We start from the raw sequence: 26476 nt of genomic DNA, 5'->3' as shown, positions 1-26476 counted from the left end.
CATTTCCTTACTTCAGACACGCGGAGGTTCACATGCCCTATTTCACTTTATTCATGGCGCTCTTTTTTATCTCAACATCTGCAATTTTTGTTAAATGGGCCGAAACCCCGATTGAAGCCGTTGCTTTTTTCCGGATGCTGTTTTCAACGTTGCTGTTGCTTCCGTTGATCCACTTAAAAGAATTGCTCAGCCTCAGTTCGACAACGATTCGCCATATGATTTTGAGCGGCATTCTGTTAGCCGGTCACTTCTGGCTGTGGTTTCTGTCTCTTGATTATACGACAGTTGCCAGCTCGACGCTCTTCGTAACGGCAAGTCCGATTTTTGTCTTGATCGGAAACGCCGTCTTCTTTAAACAACATCCGTCCAAAAAGGCGCTCTTTTTTGTTGGTGTCGCCCTTCTTGGTGGCGGGCTCGTCGCTTACGGTGACATCGCGGTAGGTCCGCGTGCCTTAATCGGCGACGGACTGGCGTTGCTGGCAACGATTCTTGTCGCCGGTTACTGGTTGCTCGGTCAACATGTCCGGACGAGCGTTTCGACGAATACCTATTCATTTGGTGTGTACGCCGTTTCCTCCGTCGTCCTGTTGCTGTTTTCACTCATCCAATCGGTCGACCTCGTCGCTGCGTTTGAAGTCGACTGGCGTATCTATGTTCTACTCGCAGTGTTCCCGACACTGCTCGGTCATAACTTGTTCAACTGGGCCCTGTCCCGCGTCAGTGCCAGCATCGTCAGCATTACGATTCTCGGTGAAGCCGTCTGGGGAATGATTTTTGGTTACTTCTTGTTCCAGGAATCGTTGACGTGGATCCAGATTTCCGGAGCCACATTGTTATTGGTCGGGATCGGTCTGTTTCTCCGACGCAATGAACGTGACATACGGGAACAATTCGCTCAACAAAACGCCGCCACAACGTCCGAATCCGAACGTTAACGCCAACTGGATGCCCTTGATTCAAAGGACATCCAGCTGGTGTTTTTTAGTTGGTCGGATCTTCCGGACGCACTTTCGGCAGACGAAACGTCATCAAAAAGGCGAGCACGGCACAGACTAATCCTCCGATAAAGACGAGATGTAACCCGTTTGCCAGCGCCTGTTCGGCTGCCGACTGGACTTCCGTTCCGTAACGTCCTGCTGTATCCGACTGGAAAAACGGATCGATTGTATACGCGGACAGCAACGGCGAATCACTGAAGGCTTGAATGATCGAAACGTTAAACAACGTGCCGAAAATCGCAACACCAAGCGTCTGTCCTGTTGTGCTTAAAAAAGAATTGACGGCGGTTGCGGATCCCCGGAGTGACCAGTCGACGGATGTCTGAAGCACGACCATAAAAACAGGTTGAGCGAGACCAAAGCCGATTCCGATCAAGGAGACGGCCAGGTAGATGAAGACATCACTCGACGCCCGGTCAATGAAGGTCAAGATGATCATGCCGACAACGAGCAATCCCATTCCGGTCATCGTCCGGTAACGCGGCGAAGCAATCCCGATCGTCCGGCCGCCGATGATCGCAGTAATCGTCCAGAACAACGACAACGGCATCAGCATGAATCCGGCTTCGGTCGGACTTTTCCCGAGTACGCCCTGTGCAAAAATCGGAATGTAGGCGGACATCGAAACGAGGACCCAGGCGGAAAAGAAGACGGCCAGATTAATGACGAGAATGACCGGATGACGAATCACGGCCGGCGGAAGCAAGGGATCCGCCGCTTTCTTTTCAACCCGGTAAAACCAGAACAGCAACCCGGCGCTGACACCAAAACTGATCAAGATGACCGGACGCAAAAACGTCTCGGACTCACTGCCCGACAATAAGGCATACAGCAACGCACTCATTCCGACGGCAAATAAGACGGCTCCCCGGTAATCAATTTTTCGGGTCGTGGCTTTAACGGTTTCCTTGTAATACACGACGATCATGATAAACGAAATCAAGGCAAACGGAACATTGAGTAAAAAGATGTAGCGCCACGATAACGTTTCGACTAAAAATCCGCCGACGAGTGGTCCCGCCACACCGGAAATTCCCCAGACCGCACTGAGGACACCTTGGATTTTCCCGCGCTCTTCGTATGTATAAAGATCTCCGATGATGGTCATTGCAATCGGTAAAACCGCTCCGGCACCAATGCCTTGGACGGCACGGAAGATGATCAAGGATTCCATCGTCTGAGCAAGCCCGCAGGCCAACGAGGCGAGTGTAAATACGCCGATTCCGAACAACAAGACGCGCTTGCGTCCATACAGATCGGCCATCTTGCCGTAAATCGGGGTCGAAACCGCCATGAACAGCAGGAATCCTGCAAAAATCCAGCTGACGAGTTTGGCCCCATTCAATTCACTGGCCATGACCGGTGTTGCCGTCGCGACGATTGTTCCCTCAATCGCGGCTAAAAATGTGGCTAATAATAAGGCAATCGTGACGTTTTTTCTCACGCTGTTCAACTCGCTTTCTGTGGATGTTCCATCGTCTTAATCATACCGATGATCGCCCGACTTCCAAAAGGAGATGCTTACGGAGCAGGAATCAGGGGAACAATAGGGAATGATAAGCAATAAAGATTGATTTACCAACCGAATGGAGGATTTTATTATGTTACGAAAAACTGCTTTGATTACAGGTGCTTCCGGAGGAATCGGTCTTGATTTAGCCGTCCTCGCAGCACGCGATGGTTTTGATTGTGTCCTGATCGCCCGCAACGAGAAGAAACTCACTGAACTGAAACACGTTCTTGAAAAACGTTATCAAATTAAAGCATACACGTTTGCTGCTGACCTGTCGCAGGCGGACAGCGTCTCCCGTGTCATCGATTATCTCGACGAACATGAACTGACAGTCGATCTGCTGTTCAACAACGCGGGCTTTGCCACGTCGGGACGTTTTGCGGAAATCGATCCGTCGGAAGACATCAACTCGATTCACGTCAACGTCGTCGCTCTGACGGATCTGACGAAACGGTTGGTTCCGGGTATGATCGACCGTGGATTTGGTCGTATCCTCAACGTCGCTTCGGTCGCCGCCTTTATGCCGGGTCCGTACATGAGCGTCTATTATGCAACAAAGGCGTACGTCTTGTCGTTCTCGGAAGCGCTGGCGTCAGAACTCGACGGATCCGGTGTCACGGTCACGTGTCTCTGTCCGGGACCAACGGATACGAATTTCTTTGACCGGGCTAAAATCACGTTACCGTTCAAAAGTATGCCGTCACATCTCGTCGCATTCGCCGGCTACCGCGGCACATTAAAAGGAAAACGGGTCGTCGTGCCGGGTGCAAGTAACCGTGCCATGGTGACCGTCGCAAAATTCCTGCCACGCCGTCTCTTGACGGAAGTGACGGGCCGCATTCAAAATCCGGATCAGCAACAAGAGACGCCGGAAGAGGAATTCAGCTTCTCCAACTGATCAGTCAGACAAGAAAAGACGTTCGTCGCGTCCCTGCTGGGAATCGACGGACGTCTTTTTGGATTAGTGCGTCTGATTCGGACGGTGAATATGATCCGTCCACCATTTTTGAAGCGTTCGCGGCAATGCGGTATACCGATACACATACCGGAACGTGACCAGCGCCGTCACCATCGTCATATAGCCGGTCGAGAGAATCAATAACCAGGCAACGATCGATAAAAATAAATCGGTCTCAAAAAACAAATGTCCGATCAGTCCCCCTTCGACTGATGTGATCATCATCGCGGCTGGAAAAATGGCGGCTGCCAGTAAATAAAAGCCGGCATACCGCCCCCTGACCGTTTGCTTCAGCAATAAGATACTTCCAAATAACAGACCAAACGCTGCAATAAGTACTAACAACAACAGATACGTTATGGATAGCGCTGAACCAATCATGATACTTCACTCCAGTCTTATGGGATTACTTTTATTTACCCGTTTTCCCGTCAAACGAGTGCAAAATCCGTAAAAAAATCGGATGCAACATCCAGATGAACACCACGTTCGACACCCCGTGCAACAAATCAAACACACCGCCTGTCAGCAACAAAGTAACAAACGCCTCAGGCGAAAAACCGGTAAAAATCAAAAATCCTAAATTACTGATCCACCCATACAAAAAACCTGCCATTGCGCCATAGATCGATAACATGACCCGTGATTTCATCCCCGGCAATACACAAAAGAGACTGATTGCAGCATAGGCGATGATTTGGAACAGGACAAACGGTCCGCTTCCTAAAAACAGACTGGTCAGCACAACAACGAGCATCCCGGCAATGGCCCCGATGATCGGACTGACGCACGCAGCAAGCAACAAGACAAGCGCAGTGGCCGGTTGAACATTCGGGACACCGGCAAACAGAAGCCGCCCGACAATCGCCGCTGCCGTGACCAAAGCGATGAAACGCAACATTGGTTCCGAAACGGGACGGTATTCAAACCGGAGCACGACCAAACTGATCAGAACGGCGGCAACGAGAATCAATTCCATTCGTAGACCCTGCTTTGCTCGATAAAGGCGGCCGCCGGACCGTCATAGGCGACTTCTCCCTGGACGAGATAAATGACGCGTGTCGCATGCACGATTACGTCCGGATCATGTGTGGCGATGACGATTAATTTTTGCGGATGCGCAAGCAAAGCATCGATGAAGACCGTGCGGGATTGATTCGATAAACCGGCCGTCGGTTCATCAAAGTAGTACGCGTCTTTTGACCACGATATCCGGGCCAGCACCTGTTGTTTTTGTTCGGCAAAGGTCAAGTTTTCACCGGCAAGAGCCGGTGCGAGTGCCGGATGAGCCGGGATATACCGTTTGTCTCCTGTCCGTTTGACTTTGCCATACAGCGGCCGGTCGACGCCTAACAATAAACGTAGAAGAGTTGATTTCCCGCTTCCGTTCGCTCCAATCAAGGCGACCCGTTCTCCGGACCGAAATGAGATCTGACTGACTGCCAAAGCGTACTTCGCTTGTAACGGGTAACGGTGTTCGACGCGAATCATCTCATCGATGACCGGACCAATTGATGTCTCTTGAAACGCTGTTTGTTGCACACGATGCTGAGGTGTCACCGAGTACGTGACGTGACACGTAAAACGCTGTTCGATTTCAGCTAATAAGGATTGCAGACGCGACTTTCGCGTTTGATCCAAAAATAAAAACGGTTCTGCCAAAAAAATTGACTTTGGCAGTGACGCCAACGTATATCCGAGTGAGACAAGTTGTTGTTCACCGGACGATAATTCACTAGTTTCCCGGTCAAAAAAGGCTTCCAGTCCCAGCAAGGTCGCCAGTTCACCGGCAACAAATAAACTGGTCGTCGACAGTAAATCACGGACACGGCCATGCAACAACCGGTCGGGTCGGATGACGTCCGTCCCCTCGGTTCGTGCCAAACGTTCCAACATCTCAAGCGAGCCGGTTTCGTCGGTAATGATAGTAGGCATCACGCAACCCTCCTTTTGAGAAAATCAACAGTAACGGTAAAAGAAAAGCGGCTCCCAGTGCAAATGACGTCGTCAATCCATAAAAGGCACCACCAATCAACAAACCTTTGAGCACATCCCGACGCGTCATACGTTGCAGGCGACTGGGCACGGCATCGATCGGCAGCAGATGGTACAGCGCAATCCGTTCCAGCTTGACTTCAAGCGACTGTTTCGGGTGACTCATCTTCACTTCCGGCCAAGTGCGCAGCAGCGATGGCACAATGGCCAGAACCATCCCGGTCAAACGTGTCAGCCGGGGCAGGACCCGAAAGAGCGGACCCATCTGTTCCAGACGAACGAGCGTAAAGACGAGCTGACTGGACGTGACGAAGACAGCGACCGTCAGACCTGTCATCCAAATTCCGTAAGCATCGATCGAGGCTCCCACGAGCAACGGGGCATACATCAAACCGACATACAGAAGTGGGAGCAAGAGGTAACGAAAGACCGTCCATTCGCGGATCCCGATAAAGAACAACAGGTGAAAGATCAGAAGAACGGTCAAGTGCGTTGTCAGAAAGAACGGGACCGATAACATCGCCACTAAAAAAAGAGCGACATTCAGCGGATGAAGTCGCTCCCGTTCTGCCTTACTGAAAATAAGCCATTGCATCTTTTTCAAACCGCCACTCCAGGCGGTCGCCGTCTTTTAACTCATACGCGGCAGCCCCGACCTGTCCCGGTTTATCGTTGACACCAAATACCCAGCCGCTGCTTGCGCCGGCTGATTTTTCCCGGATGCCGTCTACGGCAGTGACATAACTCATGTCGCCTTTACCGGTCTTGACGACAGCCAAATCCGTCTCTTCCAACGCATCCAGTGCCGTGTCCGATTTCGTCAAACACATTTCGTCCTCGAACAAGGTTTTTTTGTCGGCATGATCGACAACGGATACTTCGACCGACCGGTCACAGGCTTTAGCACTTTCATTATCCGTTGTTGTCGTTTGTTCCGCGCAACCCGCCAATACTACGAGACTGCTGATCAGCATCCATTTTTTCATCGTACGACTCCTTTTCGTCTTGAAGTTTCAAAACTGTAATTGTATAAAAGAATTTTTTTATCTTGTAACGATTGACCGTCCGATCGGAGATACGTCAATCGAATCGCATTTGCGAGCACGTCTTCTCCCGTGTTGACATAGGGAATCAGATCGCCTTGATCATCCACCAGTAAAACGGTCGCATCTTGCAGACTGAATGTTTCATACAGACCGTCGAGATCCATTTCGACATACGGGGTTTTTGATTCATGCAAAATCTGTTTGATTGATAACGTCTTTAACATCGTAAAGGACGTCGAGGCATCAATCAGTTTTTGATAATACGACTCCAATGACCGCGTCAATACTTCTTCCCGCGGACGATAGGTTAACGTCCCCGTCACTTCCTGATACGAGACCTCATACCGAACGAACCGGGTCGGCGTTTTCGCAATCAGTTCAAATGTCGCATTTCGCAAATTACCGCCTTGGTCAAACAATAATTGGCTTTGCTCCAAGCGTAACGAATCATCGCCAATCCGCCGATCGATATGATCCATCAAGATTTCGAACGAATCATCCGTGATCGTGACCTGTCCCATCTGTTGGGTTTCTTCACGAAGGGTGATCGTATCAAACGGACCCAACACTAGCTGTAACAGGAAAAACAGAAATCCGAACAATGCCATGTACCGTTTGTATCTCGAGTTTTTCTTAGGGTGCAAGACAATCAAGAACAGTATGATGCCAAGCGGCAGTTGAATGTCATAAACGGGAAAGGACACCGCCCCCAAGCAGGCGTAAAAGACAAATTTTAAATATAGATACTGTTCTTTTTCGGTTCGCTTCTCTAAAAAGAAGCCAAGGATGATGGCAGCTAACAAAAAAAGTGACCATTGGATGAGAAAGTCCATATTGTTTTATCCCTTCATCACGACAGATTGATGATCCATCATGAGGTATGACTCTGGAAATACTTCTCGTGCCTCCATTTCCAAGCGTTGTTCCTGATCGACGTAGCGCGCTGAAATGTGCGTCAACAACAGTTTTTTTGCTTGCGCCTGGGCAGCGATCTCAGCCGCTTGCCTCGCCGTCGAATGTCCGAACCGTCCGGCATGATCCTGCTCGGAATCCGCAAATGTCGCCTCATGAATCAAAAGATCGACCTGATCGGCCAAGCGGATGCTGTTGTCACAAGGCACTGTATCGCCTAACACGGCAATCTTGATGCCCGGTTTGGGCGCACCCAGAAAATCGGCGGATTGATATTCGGTTCCTTTAAAAACAAATGTCGGTTCCTGCTTGATCCGTCGATACAATGGACCGGAAGGAATGTCTAACCGTTTTAATTCATCCACTAACAAGGCACCCTTCTCTTCTTCTCCCTCAATCCGGTAGCCGAAGGCAGGAAAGCGATGTTCCAACTCTTCGACGGTGATTCGGAATCCTTCATGTTCATAGGTCCGGCTTGCCTCAACTTCAATGATGTCGAGTGGGTACCGCAGATACGTCCCGGTGACGCGTAATGTCGCTTCGAGCCACTCCTTTAATCCTTTTGGTCCATAAATCGTCAACAACGTCGTCCCTTCCAGTGCAGCCCGGGTACTGATAAAACCTGGCAGTCCGAAGATATGGTCGCCGTGCAGGTGCGTGATGAAAATCGTACTGACCTTACGCGGTTTGATCGGACTGTGCAACATCTGGTGTTGCGTTGCTTCACCACAATCAAATAACCAGGTCATCTTCGGATGTAACAGTGCGATGGATGAGACATTCCGTTGTTTGGACGGCATTCCCGCACCTGTTCCTAAAAAATAAAATTCCATCTTTTTCCCCTTTTCGTAAAATTAGCAATTTTTATACACAAAATACACCTTTCTCAAGCGGAAGCATGATAAACTGTACCCATACTGATTCGAAAGGTGGTTTTTCCATGACCAAAATCGAACGGACTTATGCACGAATCGTACAAAGTGCCCGGATGTTAAACGAGAACTATCGGCAACAGTATGGGAAATCGATCCAAATTCAGGACATCGCGACAACCTTACTATGTACGGAAGAACTTGTTCTTGAGTCGATGGAATATTTCGAACGTCCACAATTAACTTAATCGTACAACGACAAAGAGTGTACCGCAACGTTGCGGTACACTCTTTTTTTAGCCTGTCATCACTTATTCGTGATGTAATCCACTAACGTCACACATAATTCTGCTGTCTTGACGAGCTCTTCAATCGGCATTTTTTCATTTGTCGTATGAATGTCTTCGTAACCAACAGCCAAGTTGACGGTCGGAATACCAAAACCGGCAATCACGTTGGCATCTGATCCCCCACCAGAATGCAACAAGCGTGGTGTCCGACCGAGTTGCGTGATCGCCGCTTTCGCGACTTCCACTACTTGATCTCCGGCTTCGAATTTAAAGCCTGGGTACATGACCTTAACTTCCACTTCCGCACGTCCACCGAGTTCTGCTGCGACGTCTTCGAAGGCTGCTTTCATCTTCGCCGTCTGCGCTTCCATTTTCGGAGCAACAAGCGACCGGGCTTCCGCAAAGATTTCAACATAATCACAAACGATGTTTGTTGACGGACCGCCGCCGCTGAAACGTCCGATGTTTGCCGTTGTTTCTTCGTCAATCCGGCCAAGCGGCATTTTAGCAATCGCTTTTGCGGCTATTGTAATCGCAGAGACGCCTTTTTCTGGAGCCACACCCGCATGGGCCGTTTTTCCATAGATTTTGGCATTAACTTTCGCTTGCGTTGGAGCTGCCGTGATGATATCACCGACTTTTCCGTCCGAATCGAGTGCAAAGCCATAATCGGCATCGATTTTAGAACGGTCCAAGACCATTGCCCCGACCAATCCTGATTCTTCACCGACCGTAATGACGAATTGAATTTTTCCGTGAGGTTGGTTCGTTTCATTCAAAACATGAACCAATTCAATCAAAGAAGCGAGTCCCGCTTTGTCGTCCGCCCCAAGAATCGTTGATCCGTCCGTTTTGACATACCCGTCCTCGATGATTGGTTTGATCCCTTGCCCCGGGAAAACGGTATCCATATGGGAAGTGAAATAAATCTTATCGACACCTTCTTGTGTTGCCGGGAGTGTCACGATTAAGTTATTTCCTTTATGTTCCGTTTTTGATGAAGCATCGTCCTCAAACACTTCACACCCGAGTGCCGTGAACGTCTCTTTCAGATGGGCACAAATCTGTGCCTCTTCTTTTGATTCCGAATCAATCTGGACCAATTCTAAAAATGTATCAAGCACACGTTGCTCATTGACCATGTCGCATTCCTCCTCGATTTTTTAATCCATCTAGCGCTTTGTTAGTATACCATTATCGGATGGATTTGCACTTCAGAAAGGTTGTTTGTACAATGGCTATAATCACGTATCGTTTGAAAGGAGTGAACGGCCTCATGGCAAAACCGTCTAAACAACAGCGGATCATCAAGTGGACGACCATCGCGATTTTAGCAATTTTCTTGATCGGAACCTTCGCCTCGACGATGTTTTATCTTTTTTGATGCACAAACCGCTGTTTGAGTTGTAAATACTGTTCCGTCTCTTGCAACATATGCAGCAAGGCAGACCGAACTTCAAATTCGTCCCGGGTCGTCGGTAAGGGGGAAACCCGGAATTCTTCGAGCAGACGTCTCAGTTCGTTTAAGAAAACAGTCGCATCGGCATCGGGTCGGACATTGTCACCAATCGTCCGAAACAGGTCGGCGACTTTTTTGCCTTCTGCGACGACCAGAACCAAATCGTCGACATTTCGGACGATGCCGCTCAAGAGTTCAAACTGTTGTTCCCGCATCCGGAAATACAGATAGTCCTCATCGTCATTGCGTCTTCCGATCGCATTGCCCATTCGTTTCAAGGAGGCGTCCTTCCCTTCTTTTAACAATCGTTCCGTCTCGTGTAACGTCAGTGAGTGATGGTTGATCCGACCCGTTTCGACGGCGGCCGCCACTTCAAAAAACAAGGCGGCAATCCGTTGATCGATTTGGCGGCGGCGTTCGGCAATCGTTTGATCGAGACTCGGCATGTACATGTTGACGAGCAATCCGACACCCACTCCGATCAACAACAGGTAAATCTCATTTAAAAAGATGTCGAGATTCAGTTTTTGCGCCGTATACAGATGGGTCAGAATGACGACACTCGTAATGAAACCGTCCTGCAGACGGAGGCGTTGTGTGACCGGAAGGAATATAATGAAATATAAAGCAATCGCAATCGGTCGGTAGCCGATGACTTCAAAGAGGATAAAGCCAACCCCGATGGCAAGCAACGAAGCCATGATTCGTTCATACGAGGCCCGGAACGATTTCTTGCGCGTCGCCTGAATGCTTAATATGGCGATGATGGCCGCAAAGACGTAATAATCGAGCTGCATCTCCTCTGCGATCCACATGGCGAGTGCGGCTGCGACAGCCGTCTTCAACGTACGATATCCAATCAACATGGACTTCCCTCCATTCTTTGTTAGCGTACCTATTCTTTACCCCGGTTGTCGATTGATATTTTCAAAGGACGTGATTTTTTGAGTAAACGCACCATCCGCCCCACCCGACCGGTTCGCAAATCAGGTTCCTGGAAAGGCATCCTGTTCTTCTTTTTGTTCGGCATACTGCTGTTCGTTTTGTTCCGAGACAAACCGAAGACGATTCTTCCCCCCGCCTCTCCTTACATCGCTGAACTCTACCGGGACGGGAAAGTGATCGAAGAAAAAGAGTTTGATTCGTTTGATCAGGCAAAAGCGTTTGTCGGTCAACAACGTGGTGCCGTGCAACGAACAACCGACGAACGTTATCTGTACTTGACCGGTTCGGGCATCGGCATCGCCGATGCACCGGAAACGCTCAACATCTATGCCGATCGGACTTTAAAGAAGCGACTGACGTATGTCGCCCCCGGCAGCCGGTTATCACTTTTGACCTACGGCGAACAAGCAAGCCGGATTGAAATCGCCGGTCTGACGGGATATGTCGATTCTGAGCGGTTGACACCGTATCCGCTCGAGCGATCGAGTAACCGCTCTTACTACGAGACACGAGGCGATCGCTTACTGCATTATATCGTTGCGGATGCTGGACTCGGTGGATTGATCACGGCGGGACAAGCACCGTCGTCGGCACCTGAACGGACGACGACCTATGTCGAGTCGAAGACGTTAACCAAAAATTTGCGTCAACCGACGGATTTGACGGCAAAGCAGCTCGATGCGTACATCAAAAAAAACGCACCGGACAGTCCGTTGATCGGTACCGGCAAGACGTTTAAACAGGTCGAACGCGACCACAAGGTCAATGCCGCTTATTTGCTCGCGCACGCCATCCACGAATCCAATTACGGTCGGTCGGAGATCGCCCGGGATAAGTTCAACCTGTTTGGGGTGAATGCGACCGATATCGCACCGGGTCAAAATGCGACGGCCTACACATCATTTGAAGATTCGATCCGGAAAACCGGCAAGTTCATCGCCCGGGATTATCTGGCGGAAGACGGCAAGTATTACCGGGGTGCGTTTCTCGGAAATAAGGCCCGGGGGATGAACGTGTTTTACGCCTCCGACCCGTACTGGAGCGAAAAAATCGCCGGTATCCTCTTGAAAATGAACGCCGTCTAATTCCGAGTTATGGTACACTAATGGGCGAGACATCAATCATTTAGGAGTGAATGCATATGGAAAAAGTTTTAGTATTTGGTCATAAAAATCCCGATACGGATACGATTGCCTCAGCGATCGCTTATGCGGAATTAAAAAAAGAACTCGGCGTCCACGCGGAAGCGATTCGTCTTGGTGAAATCAACGGCGAAACTCAATTCGCACTCGATTATTTCAAGGTGGCGGTTCCCCGTCTCGTCACACGCGTATCAAGTGAAGCACACCACGTCATTCTCGTCGACCACAATGAACGTCAGCAAAGTGCTGATGACATCGATGCGGTCACGGTGACGGAAGTCATCGACCATCACCGGATTGCCAATTTCGAGACATCTGATCCGTTGTATTACCGCGCTGAACCGGTCGGTTGTACGACAACGATTTTAAACAAGATGTACAAAGAACACGGTGTCGCGATCAAACCGGAAATCGCCGGCTTGATGTTATCGGCCATCGTCTCCGATTCGTTATTGTTTAAGTCACCGACGTGTACGGAACAAGATGTCATCGCAGCACGTGAGTTGGCGGAAATCGCTGGTGTCGACGTCAATGTTTATGGACTCGACATGCTGAAAGCCGGCGCTGACTTATCAAAGAAAACAATCGATGAATTGATTGCGCTTGATGCCAAGGAATTCACGATGGGATCGCTGAAGGTCGAAATCGCGCAAGCCAATACAGTCGATACGGCAGAAGTACTGCTTCGCCAAGCGGAACTTGAAGCCCGGATTGAATCATTGATTGCTGAAAAGGATCTTGATTTGTACATGTTACTCGTAACGGACATCCTGACGAATAACTCTGTCGCGCTGGTTCTCGGACCGGAAGCCTCACTTGTCGAACGTGCTTATGGTCTCGAAGCGACGAACCACCTCGTTTACCTCGAAGGTGTCGTCTCACGGAAAAAACAAGTTGTTCCTGTCTTGACGAACACAGCACTCGCTGCCGAATAATTTATTCAAAAAAGAAGGAGTCTGCTCCTTCTTTTTTGAATATGTATAATGAATGGTTGTTCATTCATTATACAAGGGGGACTTTACGGATGAAAAAGACAATACTCGTCACCGGTGGAACAAGCGGCATGGGGAAAGCGATGGCACTCGCCTTAAAAGAAGCCGGTTGGAATGTCGTCGTCACAGGGCGCGACGCCGAGCGTTTACAACAGACGGATCTCGATTTACAACAGATTGCTGGTGAACATGCCGTCATTCAGATGGATGTCCGTGATCCTGAAGCCTGTCTCGCAGCTGTCAATCAAACACGTGCGCGTTTTGGTCGACTCGAGGCCCTGATCAACAATGCGGCGGGTAATTTTATCTGTCCGACGGATGAGTTATCACCGAACGGGTGGAAAACGGTCGTCGATATCGTCTTGAACGGAACGTTCAACTGCTCCCATGCCCTCGTCAAAGGATGGCAGGAAGATCAGGTCGTCGGGGGTCAGATTCTCAATATCGTCGCCTCTTATGCGTGGCAGGCAGGTGCGGGTGTTGCACCAAGCGCTGCGGCAAAGGCCGGCGTCTTGAACCTGACACGGACCCTCGCCGTCGAATGGGGGTATAAGTATCAAGCCCGTGTCAATGCGATCAGTCCGGGACCAATCGAACGAACAGGCGGTGCTGATAAACTCGCCATGTCACCGGAGCATGCGGAACGGATTCGCCGGAACGTGCCGCTCGGTCGGTTCGGAACACCGGAAGAAATCGCCGGACTTGCCGTCTGGATGTTGTCCGATCAAGCCGGTTACTTGAACGGGGAATGTATCGCCCTTGATGGTGGGCATTGGCTGAATAAACAACCGTTTTAATGCTTGTCTTAATCCCCGTCTTGTCGACTGGGGATTTTTTTGTCGCCGTCTGTCGATCCAAGACACTGATTTCGGATTAGATATGTTTATTAATCATTTTTTTAGGAAAATAAGAGTACAGGTAAGTAGAAGGAGGTGGATCGTATGGGCATAGCTTTTATGTGGGGTGCCATTGCGGGAGGGGCTGTTGTCATCGGCGCCTTGATTGGTTTGTTTGTCCCGCTGAAGCAACGGTTGATCGGGTACGTGATGTCGTTCGGAACGGGTATTTTAATTGGCGCCGCGACGTTCGAGCTGCTCGATGAAGCGTTAAACAAATCGACGACGATGGTCGTCGGCATTTCCTTCATCGTCGGTTCGCTTGTCTTTACGGCATTTGATATGTTTGTCTCGTCACGTGGAGCGAGTAAACGAAAGCGGTCCTCGGGCGGCAATGAAGGAACCGGAACGGCGATTTTTTTCGGAACGATTCTTGACGCGATTCCGGAATCGATCATGATCGGAGCCAGTCTCCTGTCCGGTAACGTCAGTGCAGCCCTTGTCGCCGCGATTTTCGTCAGCAACATTCCGGAAGGACTCTCGAGTACGACCGGACTTCAAAAGGACGGGTTTTCAAAGAAAAAGATTCTGTTGATGTGGGGACTCGTCTGGTTGATTTCCGCACTCGCATCGCTGGCCGGATACTCAATCCTCGCCGAATTGCCCGACATGCAGTTTGCGATGATCGGTGCTTTTGCCAGTGGCGGTATCATCGCGATGCTTGCTTCGACGATGATGCCGGAAGCGCATGAAGAGGGCGGCGCGATCGTCGGTTTATTCGCATCCCTCGGTTTGATCACGGCAGTCATCTTAAGTTAACCCGCAAAAGCGGCTGATTTAAACATCTTTCTCTAACGACAAAGGTGGCAGATAACCTTCTGCCACCTTTGTTGCCGTTTAGGACGCACTATGCTTCTTCCTGACCTTCCCACTCCTGCTTGAACCGTTCGACGAATTCAAGCATGTAACGATGACGGTCTGCCGCGATGACTTTTGCCGTGTCCGTGTTCATCAAATCCTTCAGACGCAATAACTTTTCGTCAAAATGATGTAAGGCACTCGTTGGACTCGTCCGGTCGCCCGGCTCACGTGGAGTGAGCCCCGGTACATACATTGGTTCCTTAAATTGACCGGCGAACTGAAACGTCCGGGCAATCCCGATTGCTCCAATCGCATCCAACCGGTCCGCGTCCTGGACGATTTTCCCTTCGAGCGTCCGCATCGGTGGCCGGTCCCCCCCCTTAAAGGACAAGCTGTTGATGATTTCCAAGATATGTTGCCGCTCGCCGGTCGATACACGTGGTTGAAGATACGTGTCGACAAGGCTGCTCGTCCCTCCGAGTTTTGCATCCGCGACATCATGCAACAAGGCTGCCAGTTCAATGATCCGGGCGTCGCCCCCTTCTCGTCTCGCAATCTGTAACGCCATCCGCCGGACACGTTCGATATGCGCATAATCGTGTCCCGAAAAATCATCGGCATGAAAGGTTTTGACGAACTGTTCCGTTTCCTTGATCACAATCGTTCCCTCCTTCTAAAAAACTTGTTTAAAAAACGCTAACTCATTTTAAGGGAGTTAGCGTTTGATCTCATAATACTTTTTCGAGGAATTTTTTTGCCCGATCCGTTTTCGGATGATCAAACAATTCGACCGGACTGCCTTCTTCCATCAAAATCCCTTCATCGAGGAACAACACACGATCGGCAACTTCTTTGGCAAAGCCCATCTCGTGCGTGACGATGACCATCGTCATCCCACTCTCTGCCAGTTGCTTCATGACGTCCAGCACTTCATTGACCATTTCCGGATCAAGGGCCGACGTCGGTTCATCAAACAGCATGACGTTTGGTTCCATCGCGAGGGCACGGGCAATCGCAACCCGTTGTTTTTGACCACCGGACAGCTGATTCGGGAAGTTGTCCCGCTTCTCTGCCAATCCGACACGATCGAGTAACACTTCCGCCCGTTTGACAGCGTCTTCCTTCGATAACCCAAGCACGTTGATCGGCGCATAAATCAAGTTATCGAGGACTGATTTATGAGGGAAGAGATTAAATTGTTGGAAGACCATCCCGATATTTTGACGCGCTTTGGCGATATTCGCTTTCGGTTTCGTCAATTCAAAACCATCAACATTAATCGTCCCGCCGGTCGGTTGCTCCAATAGATTGATGCAACGCAAAAACGTTGATTTCCCGGATCCCGACGGTCCGATGACGGCCACGACTTCGCCCCGTCCGACAGTCGTCGTGATGCCTTTTAAGACTTCTAATTTTCCGAACTGCTTATACAGATCAGTCACTTGAATCATAGGTTCCATCTGATTACCCACTCTTTCTCATAGCTTTTTCGACTTGTTGACCAATCAAGGACAATCCCATCACAAGCACGAAGTAGACGAATCCGGCAAACAACAACGGTTCGAAGTATAATGCCTTTTCTCCCCCGACGACCTGCGCCCGGCGCATGACATCAAGCACACCGACCGTCGAAATCAGCGCCGACTCTTTCGTCAACGTGATCATTTCGTTCATGAGTGCCGGCAGGATGTTTTTAAAGGCTTGCGGCAAGATGATTGAACGCAGTTGTTTCATGTACGGAATTCCGAGTGCATCGGCCGCTTCCCATTGTCCGCGGTCGACGGCTTGAATTCCGGCCCGGATGATCTCCGAGATGTACGCACCCGAATTTAAGGAAAAGGCGATGATCGCCGATTGATAACCGGTTGTGACGTACCCCGTCAATTGCGGTAAACCAAAGTGAATGATCGCCAACTGTAAAATGAGCGGTGTTCCGCGGAACACGGCCGTATAGGCATGACCGATGAACCGAACGAATCCGTTTTTCGTGATTTTCAGGGCGGCGACCACGATTCCGATCAGCATCCCGGCAATTGCCGCGACGACCACAACTTGGAACAGGACCGGAATCCCTTGCAGGATGTATGGGATTGAATCTTGAATCTTTGTAAAGTCTATCATAACCAATCTCCTAACGTCGCACAAAAGGGATGAGGTTACCCCCACCCCTATGCACTACTCTTATTTTGCTTCTTTTTGGAACCATTCTTCTGCGAGTTTGTCGATGTCACCATTGTCGATCATCTTTTTCAACTCAGCGTTGAACTCGTCACGCATCTTGTCTCCTTTTTTGAAGGCGACAGCAGAACCGGTTGGTCCATCTTCCTTGATTTCATATGTTTTCAACGACTCGTCTTGATCCATATATTTGACGGCGACGGCGTCTTCAATGATCAGCGCGTCGATCCGGCCTGTGTTCAATTCTTGAATGATTTCCGGAATCTTGTTTAACGAGACCGCTTCACTGTCTTTGTAACGGTCTTTTGCCAACGCTTCTTGAATCGATCCGAGCTGGACACCTACTTTTTTGCCCTTTAACTCATCATCCGCCGTGATTGCTTTATCTTTTGTCATGACGAGGTTTTTTGATTCAAAATAAATGTCCGTGAAATCAGCGTTCTTTTTCCGTTCGTCCGTCGGTGTCATCCCCGCCATGACGAAGTCGACACGTCCCGAGCTGAGCGCTCCGAGCAGACTGCCAAATTCCATGTCCTCGATTTTGAGATCGTAGCCGAGATTTTTCGTGACTTCTTTTGCGATCGCGACATCAAATCCAACGATTTCGTCACCTTTCGCCGTGTCGATGTATTCAAACGGGAAGTAATCCGCTGACGTTCCCATCGTCAATACTTTATCGCTTGTGTTCGTCTCGCCTGTCGATTCTTCCGATGCACCACATGCTGCCATCGTGACTGCGAGAATGCCTGCCATTGCCGTTGCTACTAATTTTTTCATGAATAAATTCCCCTTCCAACGCTCAATTGTCAGAACTTTAACAATAGTATGACTTATGTTTTTTTCTAATTCAATACTAAAAAGCCTGACCTGATTTATTGTTTTTAGAATATACGAATATTTATTCATTGTAAAGCATAAAAATCTTGAAATAATGCATAAAATTCTTTTTTATTCATCATTTATGATTAATCAAAACCATTGTTACCGCTTACATTTATTTGTAGACAGTCCTTTTTTCTCTATCTGATTTCAACCGAACGATAAAAAAGAGACCGACAGTGGAGTCGGTCTCTTCTTGATCACACATTAAGCGTAGATTTCAATCAGCGATTCTAATTTCTCGACGACTTCTTCCGCCGTAAAGGATTCGATGTCGAATCGTTCGACCATCGACAAGATGTTTCCGTCTTGCATCAATGCGAATGATGGTGATGACGGCGGATACCCTTCGAAGTATTCACGTGCCCGGTCTGTTGCTTCCCGGTCTTGTCCTGCGAACACTGTGACGAAATGATCCGGTTTGACGCCTTCCATCCGGTTGATGTAAGCGGCTGCCGGACGTGCGATGCCGCCGGCACATCCACACACCGAGTTGACGAGGACGAGTGTCAGTCCTTCGCGTTTCATCGCCTCATCGACACTCTCGACCGTCGTTAGTTCTTCAAAGCCGGCTGCTGCCGCTTCTTTACGTGCCGTCTGAACGACATCTTCAAAATACATTTGGAAATCCATTGTATTTGTTCCCCCTTTAAAATCGTTGTCTTCTTTATTGTACGAGTTTCGATGAAATCTGTCCAAGTCTGCCGCTCAATTCACGTTCCAAAAACGGTTTTGCCTGTAAGAGATCCCGGAATGCCACATAACGCTCGATTTTTTCGTCAGTCGGTTGTTTTTGACTTTTATACGCTCGGATCAACACGTTTTTTGGTGTATGTTCCAGATCGATGAACTCAAGCAACTGCGTATCGTAGCCGACGAGTGACAATAACTCGGCACGGATCGAATCCGTTGCGAGTGAGGCAAACTTTTCCTTGATCAAGCCGTGCTGGAGCATCACGTCGAGCGGTGAACAATCCAACTGGCGGTTCAGTTCCTTTTGGCAGCACGGAACACTAAGAATGACTGAGGCGTTCCAATCCACTGCGCGAGCGAGGGCGACATCGGTGGCGACGTCACAGGCATGCAGTGTCACCATCAAATCGACTTCTGTCTCCTGATCGTAATCGTGGACATCGCCGACTCGGAACGTCAAATCGTCATATCCAAGATCAGCGGCAATCGCCGTACACTCTTCGATGACTTCTTTTTTGAGATCAAGACCGGTGATGTTTAAATCAAATCCTTTGACGACTTTCAGATAATGATACAAGGCGAACGTCAGATACGACTTCCCGCATCCAAAATCTAAAATCCGTAGCGTCCGTCCTTTCGGTAAAACTGCGATACTGTCTTCGACAAATTCGAGGAATCGATTGATCTGTTTGAACTTGTCGTATTTTTGCCGTTTGACTTGTCCGTCTTCCGTCATGACACCGAGCCGAATCAGAAAAGGAACCGGAATGCCGTCTTCGAGCAGATGACTCTTTTTCCGGTTATGCGATAATTCCGCCTGCACCGGTTCTTTAACCGTCGTCTTCAGCGAGACTTTCATCTTCTTCGACAGTTGGAATTGAAGTTCTTCCGTCTCAAAACGGAATAAAAATTGACGAAATTCGTTAAAATAATCGTCCATTCGCAAAATAAATTCTTCTATACTTAAATTCTCATGCTTAATGATCCGTTCATGTTGAAACTCTAACTGGATTGCATACGTATCTCTAAGTAGAATCGGTTTTAACTTGATTCGACGCAGATCGTTTGATTTTTGGCGCGGACCGCTAATCGTCGCGTGTATGAGTGAAGTTGCCTGCAGCTTTTTGATAAGCAGGTCTTTTAATTGGTCTAGTTCCACGTATCGTCCCGTCCTTTTTTGTTTGGTCTTTCGAAACTGTAGCAAATTCACCCGCGTTCGACAAGCAAGCAAGCTTTATTGTTCAGTGCTCATACTTCATTTTTTAGGAGGAAAACAACATGTTCAAAAAAATTCTTTCACAAATCGGCATCGGTGCCGCAACGGTCGATACACGACTCGAACAAGATCACTGTGAACCCGGTGGAACGATCACGGGCGTCGTCCACATCAAAGGCGGCAGCGTCGATCAGGAAATCGCCCGGATTTATCTTGCCTTCAATACCCAATACAAACAAGAAGTCGGCGACAGTACGGCATTTACGACATTCACACTGGATCGGTTTGCGTTAAACGAAGCCCCGTTTACGATTGAAGCAGGTGTCGAACGCGAAATTCCGTTCACGCTCCAAGTACCGTTCAATACGCCGCTCTCCGTCAGCCAATCCAAGTCGTGGATTGAAACGGGTCTTGATATCGCGCAGGCGGTTGACCCTTCTGACCACGATGCTGTCGTCGTCAAAGCCAATGACTACCAATCGGTCATCCTTGAAGCGATGGAAGACCTCGGATTCCGTTTAAAGAAAGCCGATACAGAGAAATTACCGGGCCGCTTCCGGAAAGATCTGCCGATCGCGCAAGAACTCGAGTATTCAGCACGCGGCACCCATTATGCCCATAAACTGGACGAAATCGAAGTCATCCTGTTACAAGACCGGTCGGGCATCGATATCGTCGTCCAGATCGACCGCCGTGCGCACAGTCTTGGTTCACTGTTCAGTGAAATGGCCGGTACGGACGAGACGATGACAAAACTTTCGTTATCCAATCAGGATTTAACCAATCCGACTGCCGTCAAACAACGTCTGGCGGATTTGATTGAACGACACAGCTGAGTTATTTTTTTAGACAACAAACACCGGATCCGATTATCGTCGGATCCGGTGTTTGTTGATTTAAACGTTTTTCCTTACTTCGATGATGTGATTTCCATCGTCTGCATGTACTGTTTTTCAAACGTCTCTTCCGTCCACCCCATCTGCCAAAACATCAATTCATAATAACAACTTTTAACAAAATGTTGTTTCATCCGTTCCCGTTCTTCGGCACTTGCCCGCTCCGCCAAATCATTCAGACGATCAACTTGTTCAAAGACGACCCGTTCAAACCATTCGGAACTGTATGTCGCAATCCATTGCGCATAGATTGGAGAATCCGGCGTACAGCCTTGTAACTGCTGTCCGACTTCATAGTAAAGCCAATAACACGGTAAAATAGCGGCAATCGTCTCCCCCAGCGTCCCTTCACTCGCATGATGCATGTGCGACACATAAGCATAAGCCGTTGGTGCCGGTTCGAACTCAGCCAGCGTCTCGCTTGCAATCCCAAGCGGTTCAAAAAACGATTGGTGCAGACTGAGTTCTGCGGCATACGTCGATGTCGCATGCTCCGCCAGTTCAGCGATCGTCGCAAAATCTTGGGCTTTCGAAGCAGCGCGGGCCTGGATTTTCGCAAAATGTTTTAAGTAATAGGCGTCTTGCAGGACGTAATGGCGGAACTTCGCTAGCGGCAAAGTGCCGTCTCCGATCCCTGTGACGAACGGATGGCTAAAGCTGCTGTCCCAATACTGTTGTGCCGCTTGCCGGATTTCTTCACTGAATGTCATGTCGTTTCCCCCTTTGTTAATCAAAAAAACGCCACACCCGATGTCAGGCATGACGTGAAAAGACCATAAAAAGAGGATCGTCCACGCCACTTCCCTCCGTAAGTCCAAACTTAATCAGGTTCAAAGGGTCCGAACGTCTCCGTCGTCTCAGTCAGCCTACTGACTCCCCTAGTGGTCGCTATTTGATTTGTTTTGAGTTTATCATGATTTGATGTGGAATTGATCCTTTCTCGTCATTTCGCTCATTTTTTTTGTACAATGAACATGACGGAAGGTGGATGGCGGCTCGTCCTTGAGACCGATTCTCTTCTGTCGCCGGTCGATTAGACTAAATTTAGTACCTGATACTTAACTTATGGAGGAACTTTTATGAATAAAACAATCACATGGACGGCATCTGCTTTACTTGCTACCACCTTACTGCTACCGACGGCCGCATCTGCTGAGCAAGTGGTTGACAAAACAATCGTCACCCTTGGCGAATCCCTTGGGGCAAAGGATAAATCGTGGGTCTTGTCCCGCTTGAATGCACCGGAAGGCATCACTCCGATTATCGCAACATCTGCCGATGAAGAAAAATATCTCGGGAAAAATATTCCCCAATCACAACGGGGTGGCGGCATGTACTCTTCCGCTAAAATTGAGTTGGCGGAAAAAGGTGATGGATTATCTGTCGCGACCGAAAACATCACCTGGGTCACAAAAGACATGTACCTCAACGCCCTCGTCACGGCGGGTGTAACGGATGCGGACATTACGATCACGTCCCCGTACAAGGTAACCGGAACTTCGGCTTTGACCGGGATCATGAAAGCGTACGATCAAACCTCTGCCGAGACCGGCATCAAACTGACGGATGAACGAAAAGACCTTGCCCAGCAAGAACTCTCTGTGACATCCGATGTCGGGAAAACGGTCGGGACGGATAAAGTCGCCGACTTGATGAATGAAATCAAAGCGGAAATCGCGAAACAACAGCCGGAAACGAAGGTCGAAATTGAAAACGTCATCGTCCAAGTCATCCAAAACAATAACATCAATTTATCCGATGCTCAGATGGACCGGTTGACCGGACTGTTTAATCAAATGGAACAAGCGGACCTGAACTGGGGTCAAATCGAGAGTGGACTGAAAGATGCTGGACAAGATATCCAGGCCTTCGCGACCTCAGAAGAGACAAAAGGATTTTTTGCGAAGTTGTTTGATGGTCTCAGTGCATTCTTCAACTCGATTGCCGGCTTGTTTAAATAAAGATTAACGTTTTCTTTTCTGTCAGGCATGGTAAAATAGATGTATTGAATCGGAAAAGGTGGTGTGAAGACATGGGTTTTGCTGCGTGTAAGCATTGGTTGATGGAACAACTGTATCTGTTGCGCGCGATTTTTCATGGAATGGCGTTCTAAGGGACTAGTCTGCCCTTTTTTAACGAACCCAATACCTGAAAAATAAAGCAAAGCGCATCTTCCACGAGTCAAGGAGAGTGCTGTTTGCGCTCTCCTTTTTTTGATGCGCCAGAGAGGATATTTCATATGATGATCTGCGACATCCAACACCTGACAAAACAATTCGGAGGCGACGATATCTTAACGGACGTCTCCCTCTTTATCGAGCACCAAGACCGGATCGGCTTGATCGGCCGAAACGGAAGCGGTAAAACGACGCTCTTACGTTTGATTGCCCGGCTTGATTCCGAAGACAGCGGAACGATTTATCAAAAAAGCGGGCTCTCCATCGGTTATTTGGCACAACTTCCCGTGTTCGACAACGTAATGACGGGGCGTGATGTCCTGTGGACTGCCTTCGCCACGCTTGTCGGTTTACAACACTCCCTGCAACAAATCGAACGGGACATGGCGACAAACATCGATCAGATCGATCAGTTGCTCGAGCGCTACACGCAAGAGACGGAAGCATTTGAGCGCCAAGGCGGATATTTGCTGGATTCCAAAATCGACCGGATGATTAACGGCTTGCAGTTACATGCCCTTTTGGATCGTCCGTTTGAGCAGCTCAGCGGCGGCGAACAGACAAAAATCTGCCTCGGACGGATGTTGTTGACCGAGCCGGAGTTGTTGATCCTCGACGAACCGACAAACCATCTGGATTTAGACGCCGTCGAGTGGCTGGAATCCTTTTTAGCTGATTATGCCGGGGCTGTCCTGATCGTCTCCCACGATCGTGTGTTTCTTGATGCGGTCGTGACGCGCATCGCTGAACTGGAGGAGGGTCAGATTCAGCTGTACCAGGGAAATTACACGTTTTACGTGAAGGAAAAGGAACGCCTTCTACTTGAGCAATTCCATGCTTACCAGGAACAACAGAAGAAGATCAAGCAGATGAAGGAAGCGATCCGCCGTCTGCGGCAATGGGCAAACGAAGCGTCACCACCAAGCGAAAAACTGTTCCGAAAAGCAAAATCGATGGAACGGGCACTTGCACGGATTGAACGGATCAAACGCCCGAAGCTTGACGCCGAGACCCCCGATCTTACGTTTGCAGCACATGGAAAAACGAGCCGGATGGTTTACCGCGTCGAGGATGTCAGCATCGCCTTCTCTAAGCAACCGTTGCTTCATTCATTAACCTTTGAGATTTCAGCAAAAGATCGAATCGCCATCGTCGGCGCAAACGGAAGCGGAAAATCCACACTATTGCATCTCCTGTTAGGCCATCTCGAACCGACAAGCGGTCTGATTACGCGTGGACCGTCAGTGAAAATCGGCTATCTGTCGCAACGCATTGACTTCCCGCCCGGTGAACGTTTAATCGACGTTTTTCGCGCGACCGTTGATCTCGATGAAGGAACGGCGCGGCAGCGTCTCGCCCAGTTCTTGTTTTTTGGCCCCCGGGTCTTCTTACCGGTCGAGGCGTTAAGTGGTGGTGAACGGATGCGGCTGATGCTCGCGATTCTGGTCCACTCCGATTTGAACGTACTGATTTTGGATGAGCCGACCAATCATCTCGACATCGAATCACGTGATGCGCTCGAAGAAGCACTCGAATCATTTGACGGAACGTTGATCGCCGTTTCGCACGACCGCTATTTCTTGAACCGGCTGTTTACGAAGACCCTTTGGCTTGATCAGACGATGGAGCTGTTTCCCGGTTCGTATGCCTATGCGTCAACCAAACGGCAAACACAGCCGCCTGTCGCCAAAATACCGAAGAACGTCGTTTCTGCTAAAAAACGACCCTCTCCTTCTATTCCAGTACAGACAACACGTCAAGTAGAAGCGACGATCGAACGATTGGAACAGGAACTGACGATGCTTGATCGGCAACTTGCTGAAACGACGGATTATGAAGAGACGGTGAAACTTTTTTCTGTCCGTGAACTACTTGTCCAACAGCTCGATGCGCAATACGAACAATTTTTAGCTTCGGAATGAGTCATTCCTCCTAAATTATGTGATTTTAAGACCTGTCGATTTAGTCGACAGGTCTCTTTTATTTTTTAAAAACAGTTCAAATTCTCTACTTTCTAAATAGTTAACCGTGTTAATTTATGAAAAAAAGTTTTAAAATTTATCTTGCATATTATCTGAAAATTCGTATAATTCAACGTATAGCTATTTTTTCTACAAAAAAACTTTAGGAGGAATTTTTCAAATGGATGCCTTTCAACAAGCAATACAATCAGGAGTCGATTTTGCGAACAACATCTTATGGTCTTATATCTTAATCGCAGCACTGATCGGGGTCGGCATCTATTTCACGATTCGGACGAAGTTCATTCAGTTCCGGTACTTAAAAGAAATGTTCCGAGTGACGCTCGATAAAAATGAAAAAACGACGGATGACGGAGGAGAAAGCATTACATCGCTTCAATCGTTCTTCATCGGTGCCGCTACACGAATCGGAACCGGTAACCTGGCCGGTGTTACCATCGCCATCACGCTTGGTGGTCCGGGTGCCGTCTTCTGGATGTGGATGGTCGCTTTGCTCGGAGGCGCTACTGCCTTAATCGAAAGTACACTGGCTCAAGTCTACAAAGTCCGCGATACAAAAAACAATGCTTACCGCGGAGGTCCAGCCTACTACATTGAAAAAGGACTAAAAAACCGTGCCCTTGGAATCGTCTTCGCGATTTTAATCGCTGTCACATTCGGTTTGATCTTCAACTCGGTTCAATCGAACACGATCGCTGCAGCCTTTGATAATGCATTCGGTATCAACAAAGCTGTCATCGGTGGTATCTTGGTCGTCTTGACAGGACTCGTCATCTTCGGTGGTGTCCACCGCGTCGCAAAATTCTCAGCCATCGTCGTTCCTGTCATGGCAGGTCTTTATTTAATCGCTGCTCTCTTCGTCGTCGTCACGAATCTCACGGAACTTCCTGGTGTCTTCGCAATGATCTTCAAGAGCGCGTTCGGAATTGAACAAGCATTTGGCGGATCCGTCGGAGCTGCCATCTCGCTCGGAGTAAAACGTGGTCTGTTCTCAAACGAAGCCGGTATGGGGTCTGCACCAAATGCAGCAGCCGCTGCGGAAGTCTCTCACCCTGCAAAACAAGGTTTCTTACAGACACTCGGTGTTTTCCTTGATACGTTGATCGTCTGTACAGCAACTGCTGCCATCGTTCTTCTCAGCGACAGTTATGCAGCCGGTAACGGCGAAGGAATCGCGATGTTACAGAACGCATTAGGTGAACAATTGGGTGCCGTCGCTCCTGCCTTTATCGCAATCTGTGTCTTCTTATTCGCTTTCAGTTCAATCGTAGGCAGTTACTACTACGGTGAAACGAACATCGAATTCATCAAAAAGAGTCCAGCCGCTGTGTTCGGATTCCGAATCGCAACGATGGCTTTCGTCTTCATCGGTTCTGTCTTAAGCCTCGGTATGGTATGGAGTTTCGCCGACCTCTTCATGGCCGGTATGACGTTAATCAACTTGACAGCGATCTCGCTCTTAGGCGGCATCGCCCTCAAAGTCATCAACGATTACCAGGAACAACGGAAAAAAGGACTTGATCCGGTCTTCTCGGCAAAAGCACTCGGCATTGAAAACACAGAGTGTTGGGATGAAGAAGAAGCCGTCCGTCCTGCAGCTGGAGAAGCGTCACCGCCTCCGATCGCGCGCCGCTAA

At 49.0% G+C, this 26476-nt stretch carries 28 protein-coding genes and 1 riboswitch; of the genes, 11 read left to right on the top strand and 17 right to left on the bottom strand.

Annotation, left to right across the window (positions count from 1 at the left end; genetic code table 11):
- Positions 1 to 32 precede the first annotated feature (32 nt).
- A complete protein-coding gene (locus tag D3D03_RS01535) occupies positions 33 to 935 on the top strand; it encodes a DMT family transporter (RefSeq protein WP_119922525.1) in 903 nt (300 codons plus the stop codon).
- Between the two features lie 46 nt (positions 936 to 981).
- On the opposite strand, the gene D3D03_RS01530 is transcribed toward D3D03_RS01535, so the two are convergent.
- A complete protein-coding gene (locus D3D03_RS01530) occupies positions 982 to 2442 on the bottom strand; it encodes an MDR family MFS transporter (RefSeq protein WP_119922524.1) in 1461 nt (486 codons plus the stop codon).
- Between the two features lie 157 nt (positions 2443 to 2599).
- Between D3D03_RS01530 and D3D03_RS01525 the strand changes: the two genes are divergently transcribed.
- Positions 2600 to 3409, top strand: a complete 810-nt coding sequence (locus D3D03_RS01525; RefSeq protein WP_035387651.1) for an SDR family NAD(P)-dependent oxidoreductase — start codon at positions 2600 to 2602, stop codon at positions 3407 to 3409.
- A gap of 63 nt (positions 3410 to 3472) precedes the next feature.
- On the opposite strand, the gene D3D03_RS01520 is transcribed toward D3D03_RS01525, so the two are convergent.
- Genes D3D03_RS01520 through rnz form a run of 7 tightly spaced genes read right to left on the bottom strand, consistent with a single transcriptional unit; the run spans position 3473 to position 8255 of the window.
- Entirely contained in the window at positions 3473 to 3850 is a 378-nt protein-coding gene (locus D3D03_RS01520) for a hypothetical protein (protein WP_119922523.1), read from the bottom strand.
- Positions 3851 to 3881: 31 nt separating this feature from the next.
- Positions 3882 to 4448, bottom strand: a complete 567-nt coding sequence (locus D3D03_RS01515; RefSeq protein ID WP_119922522.1) for an ECF transporter S component — start codon at positions 4446 to 4448, stop codon at positions 3882 to 3884.
- A complete protein-coding gene (locus D3D03_RS01510; RefSeq protein ID WP_119922521.1) occupies positions 4439 to 5404 on the bottom strand; it encodes an ATP-binding cassette domain-containing protein in 966 nt (321 codons plus the stop codon). Before D3D03_RS01510 ends, D3D03_RS01515 begins: the two co-directional genes overlap by 10 nt.
- Positions 5367 to 6059: a hypothetical protein gene (locus D3D03_RS01505; RefSeq protein WP_119922520.1), complete on the bottom strand. Its 693-nt coding sequence runs from the start codon at positions 6057 to 6059 to the stop codon at positions 5367 to 5369. The genes D3D03_RS01510 and D3D03_RS01505 overlap by 38 nt, the downstream gene beginning before the upstream one ends.
- Positions 6037 to 6450 (bottom strand): DUF4430 domain-containing protein, encoded by a 414-nt coding sequence (locus D3D03_RS01500; protein WP_026833513.1) that lies wholly within the window; start codon positions 6448 to 6450, stop codon positions 6037 to 6039. Before D3D03_RS01500 ends, D3D03_RS01505 begins: the two co-directional genes overlap by 23 nt.
- Positions 6447 to 7343 (bottom strand): hypothetical protein, encoded by an 897-nt coding sequence (locus D3D03_RS01495; RefSeq protein WP_119922519.1) that lies wholly within the window; start codon positions 7341 to 7343, stop codon positions 6447 to 6449. Before D3D03_RS01495 ends, D3D03_RS01500 begins: the two co-directional genes overlap by 4 nt.
- A gap of 6 nt (positions 7344 to 7349) precedes the next feature.
- Positions 7350 to 8255, bottom strand: a complete 906-nt coding sequence (gene rnz, locus D3D03_RS01490) for a ribonuclease Z (RefSeq protein ID WP_119922518.1) — start codon at positions 8253 to 8255, stop codon at positions 7350 to 7352.
- 107 nt (positions 8256 to 8362) lie between these two features.
- Here rnz and D3D03_RS01485 point away from each other — a divergent pair, with 107 nt between their 5' ends.
- Positions 8363 to 8542, top strand: coding sequence for a hypothetical protein (locus tag D3D03_RS01485; RefSeq protein WP_026828866.1), 180 nt, complete (start codon positions 8363 to 8365; stop codon positions 8540 to 8542).
- A gap of 59 nt (positions 8543 to 8601) precedes the next feature.
- Here D3D03_RS01485 and D3D03_RS01480 read toward each other — a convergent pair whose 3' ends face one another.
- Together D3D03_RS01480 and D3D03_RS01475 are read right to left on the bottom strand one after the other, a co-directional pair.
- Positions 8602 to 9726, bottom strand: a complete 1125-nt coding sequence (locus D3D03_RS01480) for a M20/M25/M40 family metallo-hydrolase (RefSeq protein ID WP_026833516.1) — start codon at positions 9724 to 9726, stop codon at positions 8602 to 8604.
- A gap of 229 nt (positions 9727 to 9955) precedes the next feature.
- Entirely contained in the window at positions 9956 to 10909 is a 954-nt protein-coding gene (locus D3D03_RS01475; protein ID WP_026833517.1) for an aromatic acid exporter family protein, read from the bottom strand.
- A gap of 78 nt (positions 10910 to 10987) precedes the next feature.
- Here D3D03_RS01475 and D3D03_RS01470 point away from each other — a divergent pair, with 78 nt between their 5' ends.
- The 4 genes from D3D03_RS01470 to D3D03_RS01455 all read left to right on the top strand — a co-directional run bounded on the left by D3D03_RS01470 (position 10988) and on the right by D3D03_RS01455 (position 14777).
- Complete coding sequence (locus tag D3D03_RS01470; protein WP_119922517.1) at positions 10988 to 12073, top strand: N-acetylglucosaminidase; 1086 nt, start codon at positions 10988 to 10990, stop codon at positions 12071 to 12073.
- A gap of 56 nt (positions 12074 to 12129) precedes the next feature.
- Entirely contained in the window at positions 12130 to 13065 is a 936-nt protein-coding gene (locus tag D3D03_RS01465; protein ID WP_026833519.1) for a manganese-dependent inorganic pyrophosphatase, read from the top strand.
- An 89-nt stretch (positions 13066 to 13154) separates the two neighbouring features.
- A complete protein-coding gene (gene fadH / locus D3D03_RS01460) occupies positions 13155 to 13919 on the top strand; it encodes a 2,4-dienoyl-CoA reductase (protein ID WP_028106729.1) in 765 nt (254 codons plus the stop codon).
- Positions 13920 to 14063: 144 nt separating this feature from the next.
- On the top strand, positions 14064 to 14777 hold the full coding sequence (locus D3D03_RS01455) for a ZIP family metal transporter (protein ID WP_026833521.1): 714 nt from the start codon (positions 14064 to 14066) through the stop codon (positions 14775 to 14777).
- 88 nt (positions 14778 to 14865) lie between these two features.
- Here D3D03_RS01455 and D3D03_RS01450 read toward each other — a convergent pair whose 3' ends face one another.
- The 6 genes from D3D03_RS01450 to D3D03_RS01425 form a co-directional block, all read right to left on the bottom strand.
- Entirely contained in the window at positions 14866 to 15480 is a 615-nt protein-coding gene (locus D3D03_RS01450) for an HD domain-containing protein (RefSeq protein WP_119922516.1), read from the bottom strand.
- A 67-nt stretch (positions 15481 to 15547) separates the two neighbouring features.
- Positions 15548 to 16270 (bottom strand): amino acid ABC transporter ATP-binding protein, encoded by a 723-nt coding sequence (locus D3D03_RS01445; RefSeq protein ID WP_026833523.1) that lies wholly within the window; start codon positions 16268 to 16270, stop codon positions 15548 to 15550.
- A gap of 13 nt (positions 16271 to 16283) precedes the next feature.
- Positions 16284 to 16940, bottom strand: a complete 657-nt coding sequence (locus tag D3D03_RS01440) for an amino acid ABC transporter permease (RefSeq protein ID WP_026833524.1) — start codon at positions 16938 to 16940, stop codon at positions 16284 to 16286.
- A 60-nt stretch (positions 16941 to 17000) separates the two neighbouring features.
- Positions 17001 to 17774 carry a transporter substrate-binding domain-containing protein gene (locus tag D3D03_RS01435; RefSeq protein WP_026833525.1) on the bottom strand — a complete coding sequence of 258 codons (774 nt, stop codon included), beginning with the start codon at positions 17772 to 17774 and terminating at the stop codon, positions 17001 to 17003.
- Positions 17775 to 18083: 309 nt separating this feature from the next.
- Complete coding sequence (locus D3D03_RS01430; protein WP_026833526.1) at positions 18084 to 18509, bottom strand: BrxA/BrxB family bacilliredoxin; 426 nt, start codon at positions 18507 to 18509, stop codon at positions 18084 to 18086.
- Between the two features lie 34 nt (positions 18510 to 18543).
- Positions 18544 to 19728 carry a class I SAM-dependent methyltransferase gene (locus tag D3D03_RS01425; protein WP_028106733.1) on the bottom strand — a complete coding sequence of 395 codons (1185 nt, stop codon included), beginning with the start codon at positions 19726 to 19728 and terminating at the stop codon, positions 18544 to 18546.
- 119 nt (positions 19729 to 19847) lie between these two features.
- Between D3D03_RS01425 and D3D03_RS01420 the strand changes: the two genes are divergently transcribed.
- On the top strand, positions 19848 to 20621 hold the full coding sequence (locus tag D3D03_RS01420; protein WP_026833528.1) for a sporulation protein: 774 nt from the start codon (positions 19848 to 19850) through the stop codon (positions 20619 to 20621).
- A gap of 74 nt (positions 20622 to 20695) precedes the next feature.
- Here the strand turns inward: D3D03_RS01420 and tenA are convergent, their stop codons facing one another.
- Complete coding sequence (gene tenA / locus D3D03_RS01415; RefSeq protein WP_119922515.1) at positions 20696 to 21391, bottom strand: thiaminase II; 696 nt, start codon at positions 21389 to 21391, stop codon at positions 20696 to 20698.
- A 74-nt stretch (positions 21392 to 21465) separates the two neighbouring features.
- A riboswitch (TPP riboswitch) is annotated at positions 21466 to 21571 on the bottom strand.
- Positions 21572 to 21760: 189 nt separating this feature from the next.
- Here tenA and D3D03_RS01410 point away from each other — a divergent pair.
- From D3D03_RS01410 to D3D03_RS01400, 3 genes are all read left to right on the top strand, one after another.
- A complete protein-coding gene (locus tag D3D03_RS01410) occupies positions 21761 to 22642 on the top strand; it encodes a DUF1002 domain-containing protein (protein WP_026833530.1) in 882 nt (293 codons plus the stop codon).
- A 278-nt stretch (positions 22643 to 22920) separates the two neighbouring features.
- Complete coding sequence (gene abc-f, locus D3D03_RS01405) at positions 22921 to 24780, top strand: ribosomal protection-like ABC-F family protein (protein WP_119922514.1); 1860 nt, start codon at positions 22921 to 22923, stop codon at positions 24778 to 24780.
- A gap of 220 nt (positions 24781 to 25000) precedes the next feature.
- Positions 25001 to 26476, top strand: coding sequence for an alanine/glycine:cation symporter family protein (locus D3D03_RS01400; RefSeq protein WP_119922513.1), 1476 nt, complete (start codon positions 25001 to 25003; stop codon positions 26474 to 26476).

The organism is Exiguobacterium sp. RIT452 (assembly GCF_003598705.1).
Lineage (GTDB): Bacteria > Bacillota > Bacilli > Exiguobacteriales > Exiguobacteriaceae > Exiguobacterium_A > Exiguobacterium_A undae.
Note: the sequence above shows the minus strand (reverse complement) of the source record. Positions and strands in the feature narration are given on the sequence as shown.

Excerpts from the sequence above, each read along its gene's own strand:
- D3D03_RS01535 (WP_119922525.1), top strand. The coding sequence starts at position 33 with ATGCCCTATTTCACTTTATTCATGGCGCTCTTTTTTATCTCAACATCT.
- D3D03_RS01525 (WP_035387651.1), top strand. The coding sequence starts at position 2,600 with ATGTTACGAAAAACTGCTTTGATTACAGGTGCTTCCGGAGGAATCGGT.
- D3D03_RS01520 (WP_119922523.1), bottom strand. The coding sequence starts at position 3,850 with ATGATTGGTTCAGCGCTATCCATAACGTATCTGTTGTTGTTAGTACTT.
- D3D03_RS01515 (WP_119922522.1), bottom strand. The coding sequence starts at position 4,448 with ATGGAATTGATTCTCGTTGCCGCCGTTCTGATCAGTTTGGTCGTGCTC.
- D3D03_RS01510 (WP_119922521.1), bottom strand. The coding sequence starts at position 5,404 with ATGCCTACTATCATTACCGACGAAACCGGCTCGCTTGAGATGTTGGAA.
- D3D03_RS01505 (WP_119922520.1), bottom strand. The coding sequence starts at position 6,059 with ATGCAATGGCTTATTTTCAGTAAGGCAGAACGGGAGCGACTTCATCCG.
- D3D03_RS01500 (WP_026833513.1), bottom strand. The coding sequence starts at position 6,450 with ATGAAAAAATGGATGCTGATCAGCAGTCTCGTAGTATTGGCGGGTTGC.
- D3D03_RS01495 (WP_119922519.1), bottom strand. The coding sequence starts at position 7,343 with ATGGACTTTCTCATCCAATGGTCACTTTTTTTGTTAGCTGCCATCATC.
- rnz (WP_119922518.1), bottom strand. The coding sequence starts at position 8,255 with ATGGAATTTTATTTTTTAGGAACAGGTGCGGGAATGCCGTCCAAACAA.
- D3D03_RS01485 (WP_026828866.1), top strand. The coding sequence starts at position 8,363 with ATGACCAAAATCGAACGGACTTATGCACGAATCGTACAAAGTGCCCGG.
- D3D03_RS01480 (WP_026833516.1), bottom strand. The coding sequence starts at position 9,726 with ATGGTCAATGAGCAACGTGTGCTTGATACATTTTTAGAATTGGTCCAG.
- D3D03_RS01475 (WP_026833517.1), bottom strand. The coding sequence starts at position 10,909 with ATGTTGATTGGATATCGTACGTTGAAGACGGCTGTCGCAGCCGCACTC.
- D3D03_RS01465 (WP_026833519.1), top strand. The coding sequence starts at position 12,130 with ATGGAAAAAGTTTTAGTATTTGGTCATAAAAATCCCGATACGGATACG.
- fadH (WP_028106729.1), top strand. The coding sequence starts at position 13,155 with ATGAAAAAGACAATACTCGTCACCGGTGGAACAAGCGGCATGGGGAAA.
- D3D03_RS01455 (WP_026833521.1), top strand. The coding sequence starts at position 14,064 with ATGGGCATAGCTTTTATGTGGGGTGCCATTGCGGGAGGGGCTGTTGTC.
- D3D03_RS01445 (WP_026833523.1), bottom strand. The coding sequence starts at position 16,270 with ATGATTCAAGTGACTGATCTGTATAAGCAGTTCGGAAAATTAGAAGTC.
- D3D03_RS01440 (WP_026833524.1), bottom strand. The coding sequence starts at position 16,940 with ATGATAGACTTTACAAAGATTCAAGATTCAATCCCATACATCCTGCAA.
- D3D03_RS01435 (WP_026833525.1), bottom strand. The coding sequence starts at position 17,774 with ATGAAAAAATTAGTAGCAACGGCAATGGCAGGCATTCTCGCAGTCACG.
- D3D03_RS01430 (WP_026833526.1), bottom strand. The coding sequence starts at position 18,509 with ATGGATTTCCAAATGTATTTTGAAGATGTCGTTCAGACGGCACGTAAA.
- D3D03_RS01420 (WP_026833528.1), top strand. The coding sequence starts at position 19,848 with ATGTTCAAAAAAATTCTTTCACAAATCGGCATCGGTGCCGCAACGGTC.
- tenA (WP_119922515.1), bottom strand. The coding sequence starts at position 21,391 with ATGACATTCAGTGAAGAAATCCGGCAAGCGGCACAACAGTATTGGGAC.
- D3D03_RS01410 (WP_026833530.1), top strand. The coding sequence starts at position 21,761 with ATGAATAAAACAATCACATGGACGGCATCTGCTTTACTTGCTACCACC.
- abc-f (WP_119922514.1), top strand. The coding sequence starts at position 22,921 with ATGATGATCTGCGACATCCAACACCTGACAAAACAATTCGGAGGCGAC.
- D3D03_RS01400 (WP_119922513.1), top strand. The coding sequence starts at position 25,001 with ATGGATGCCTTTCAACAAGCAATACAATCAGGAGTCGATTTTGCGAAC.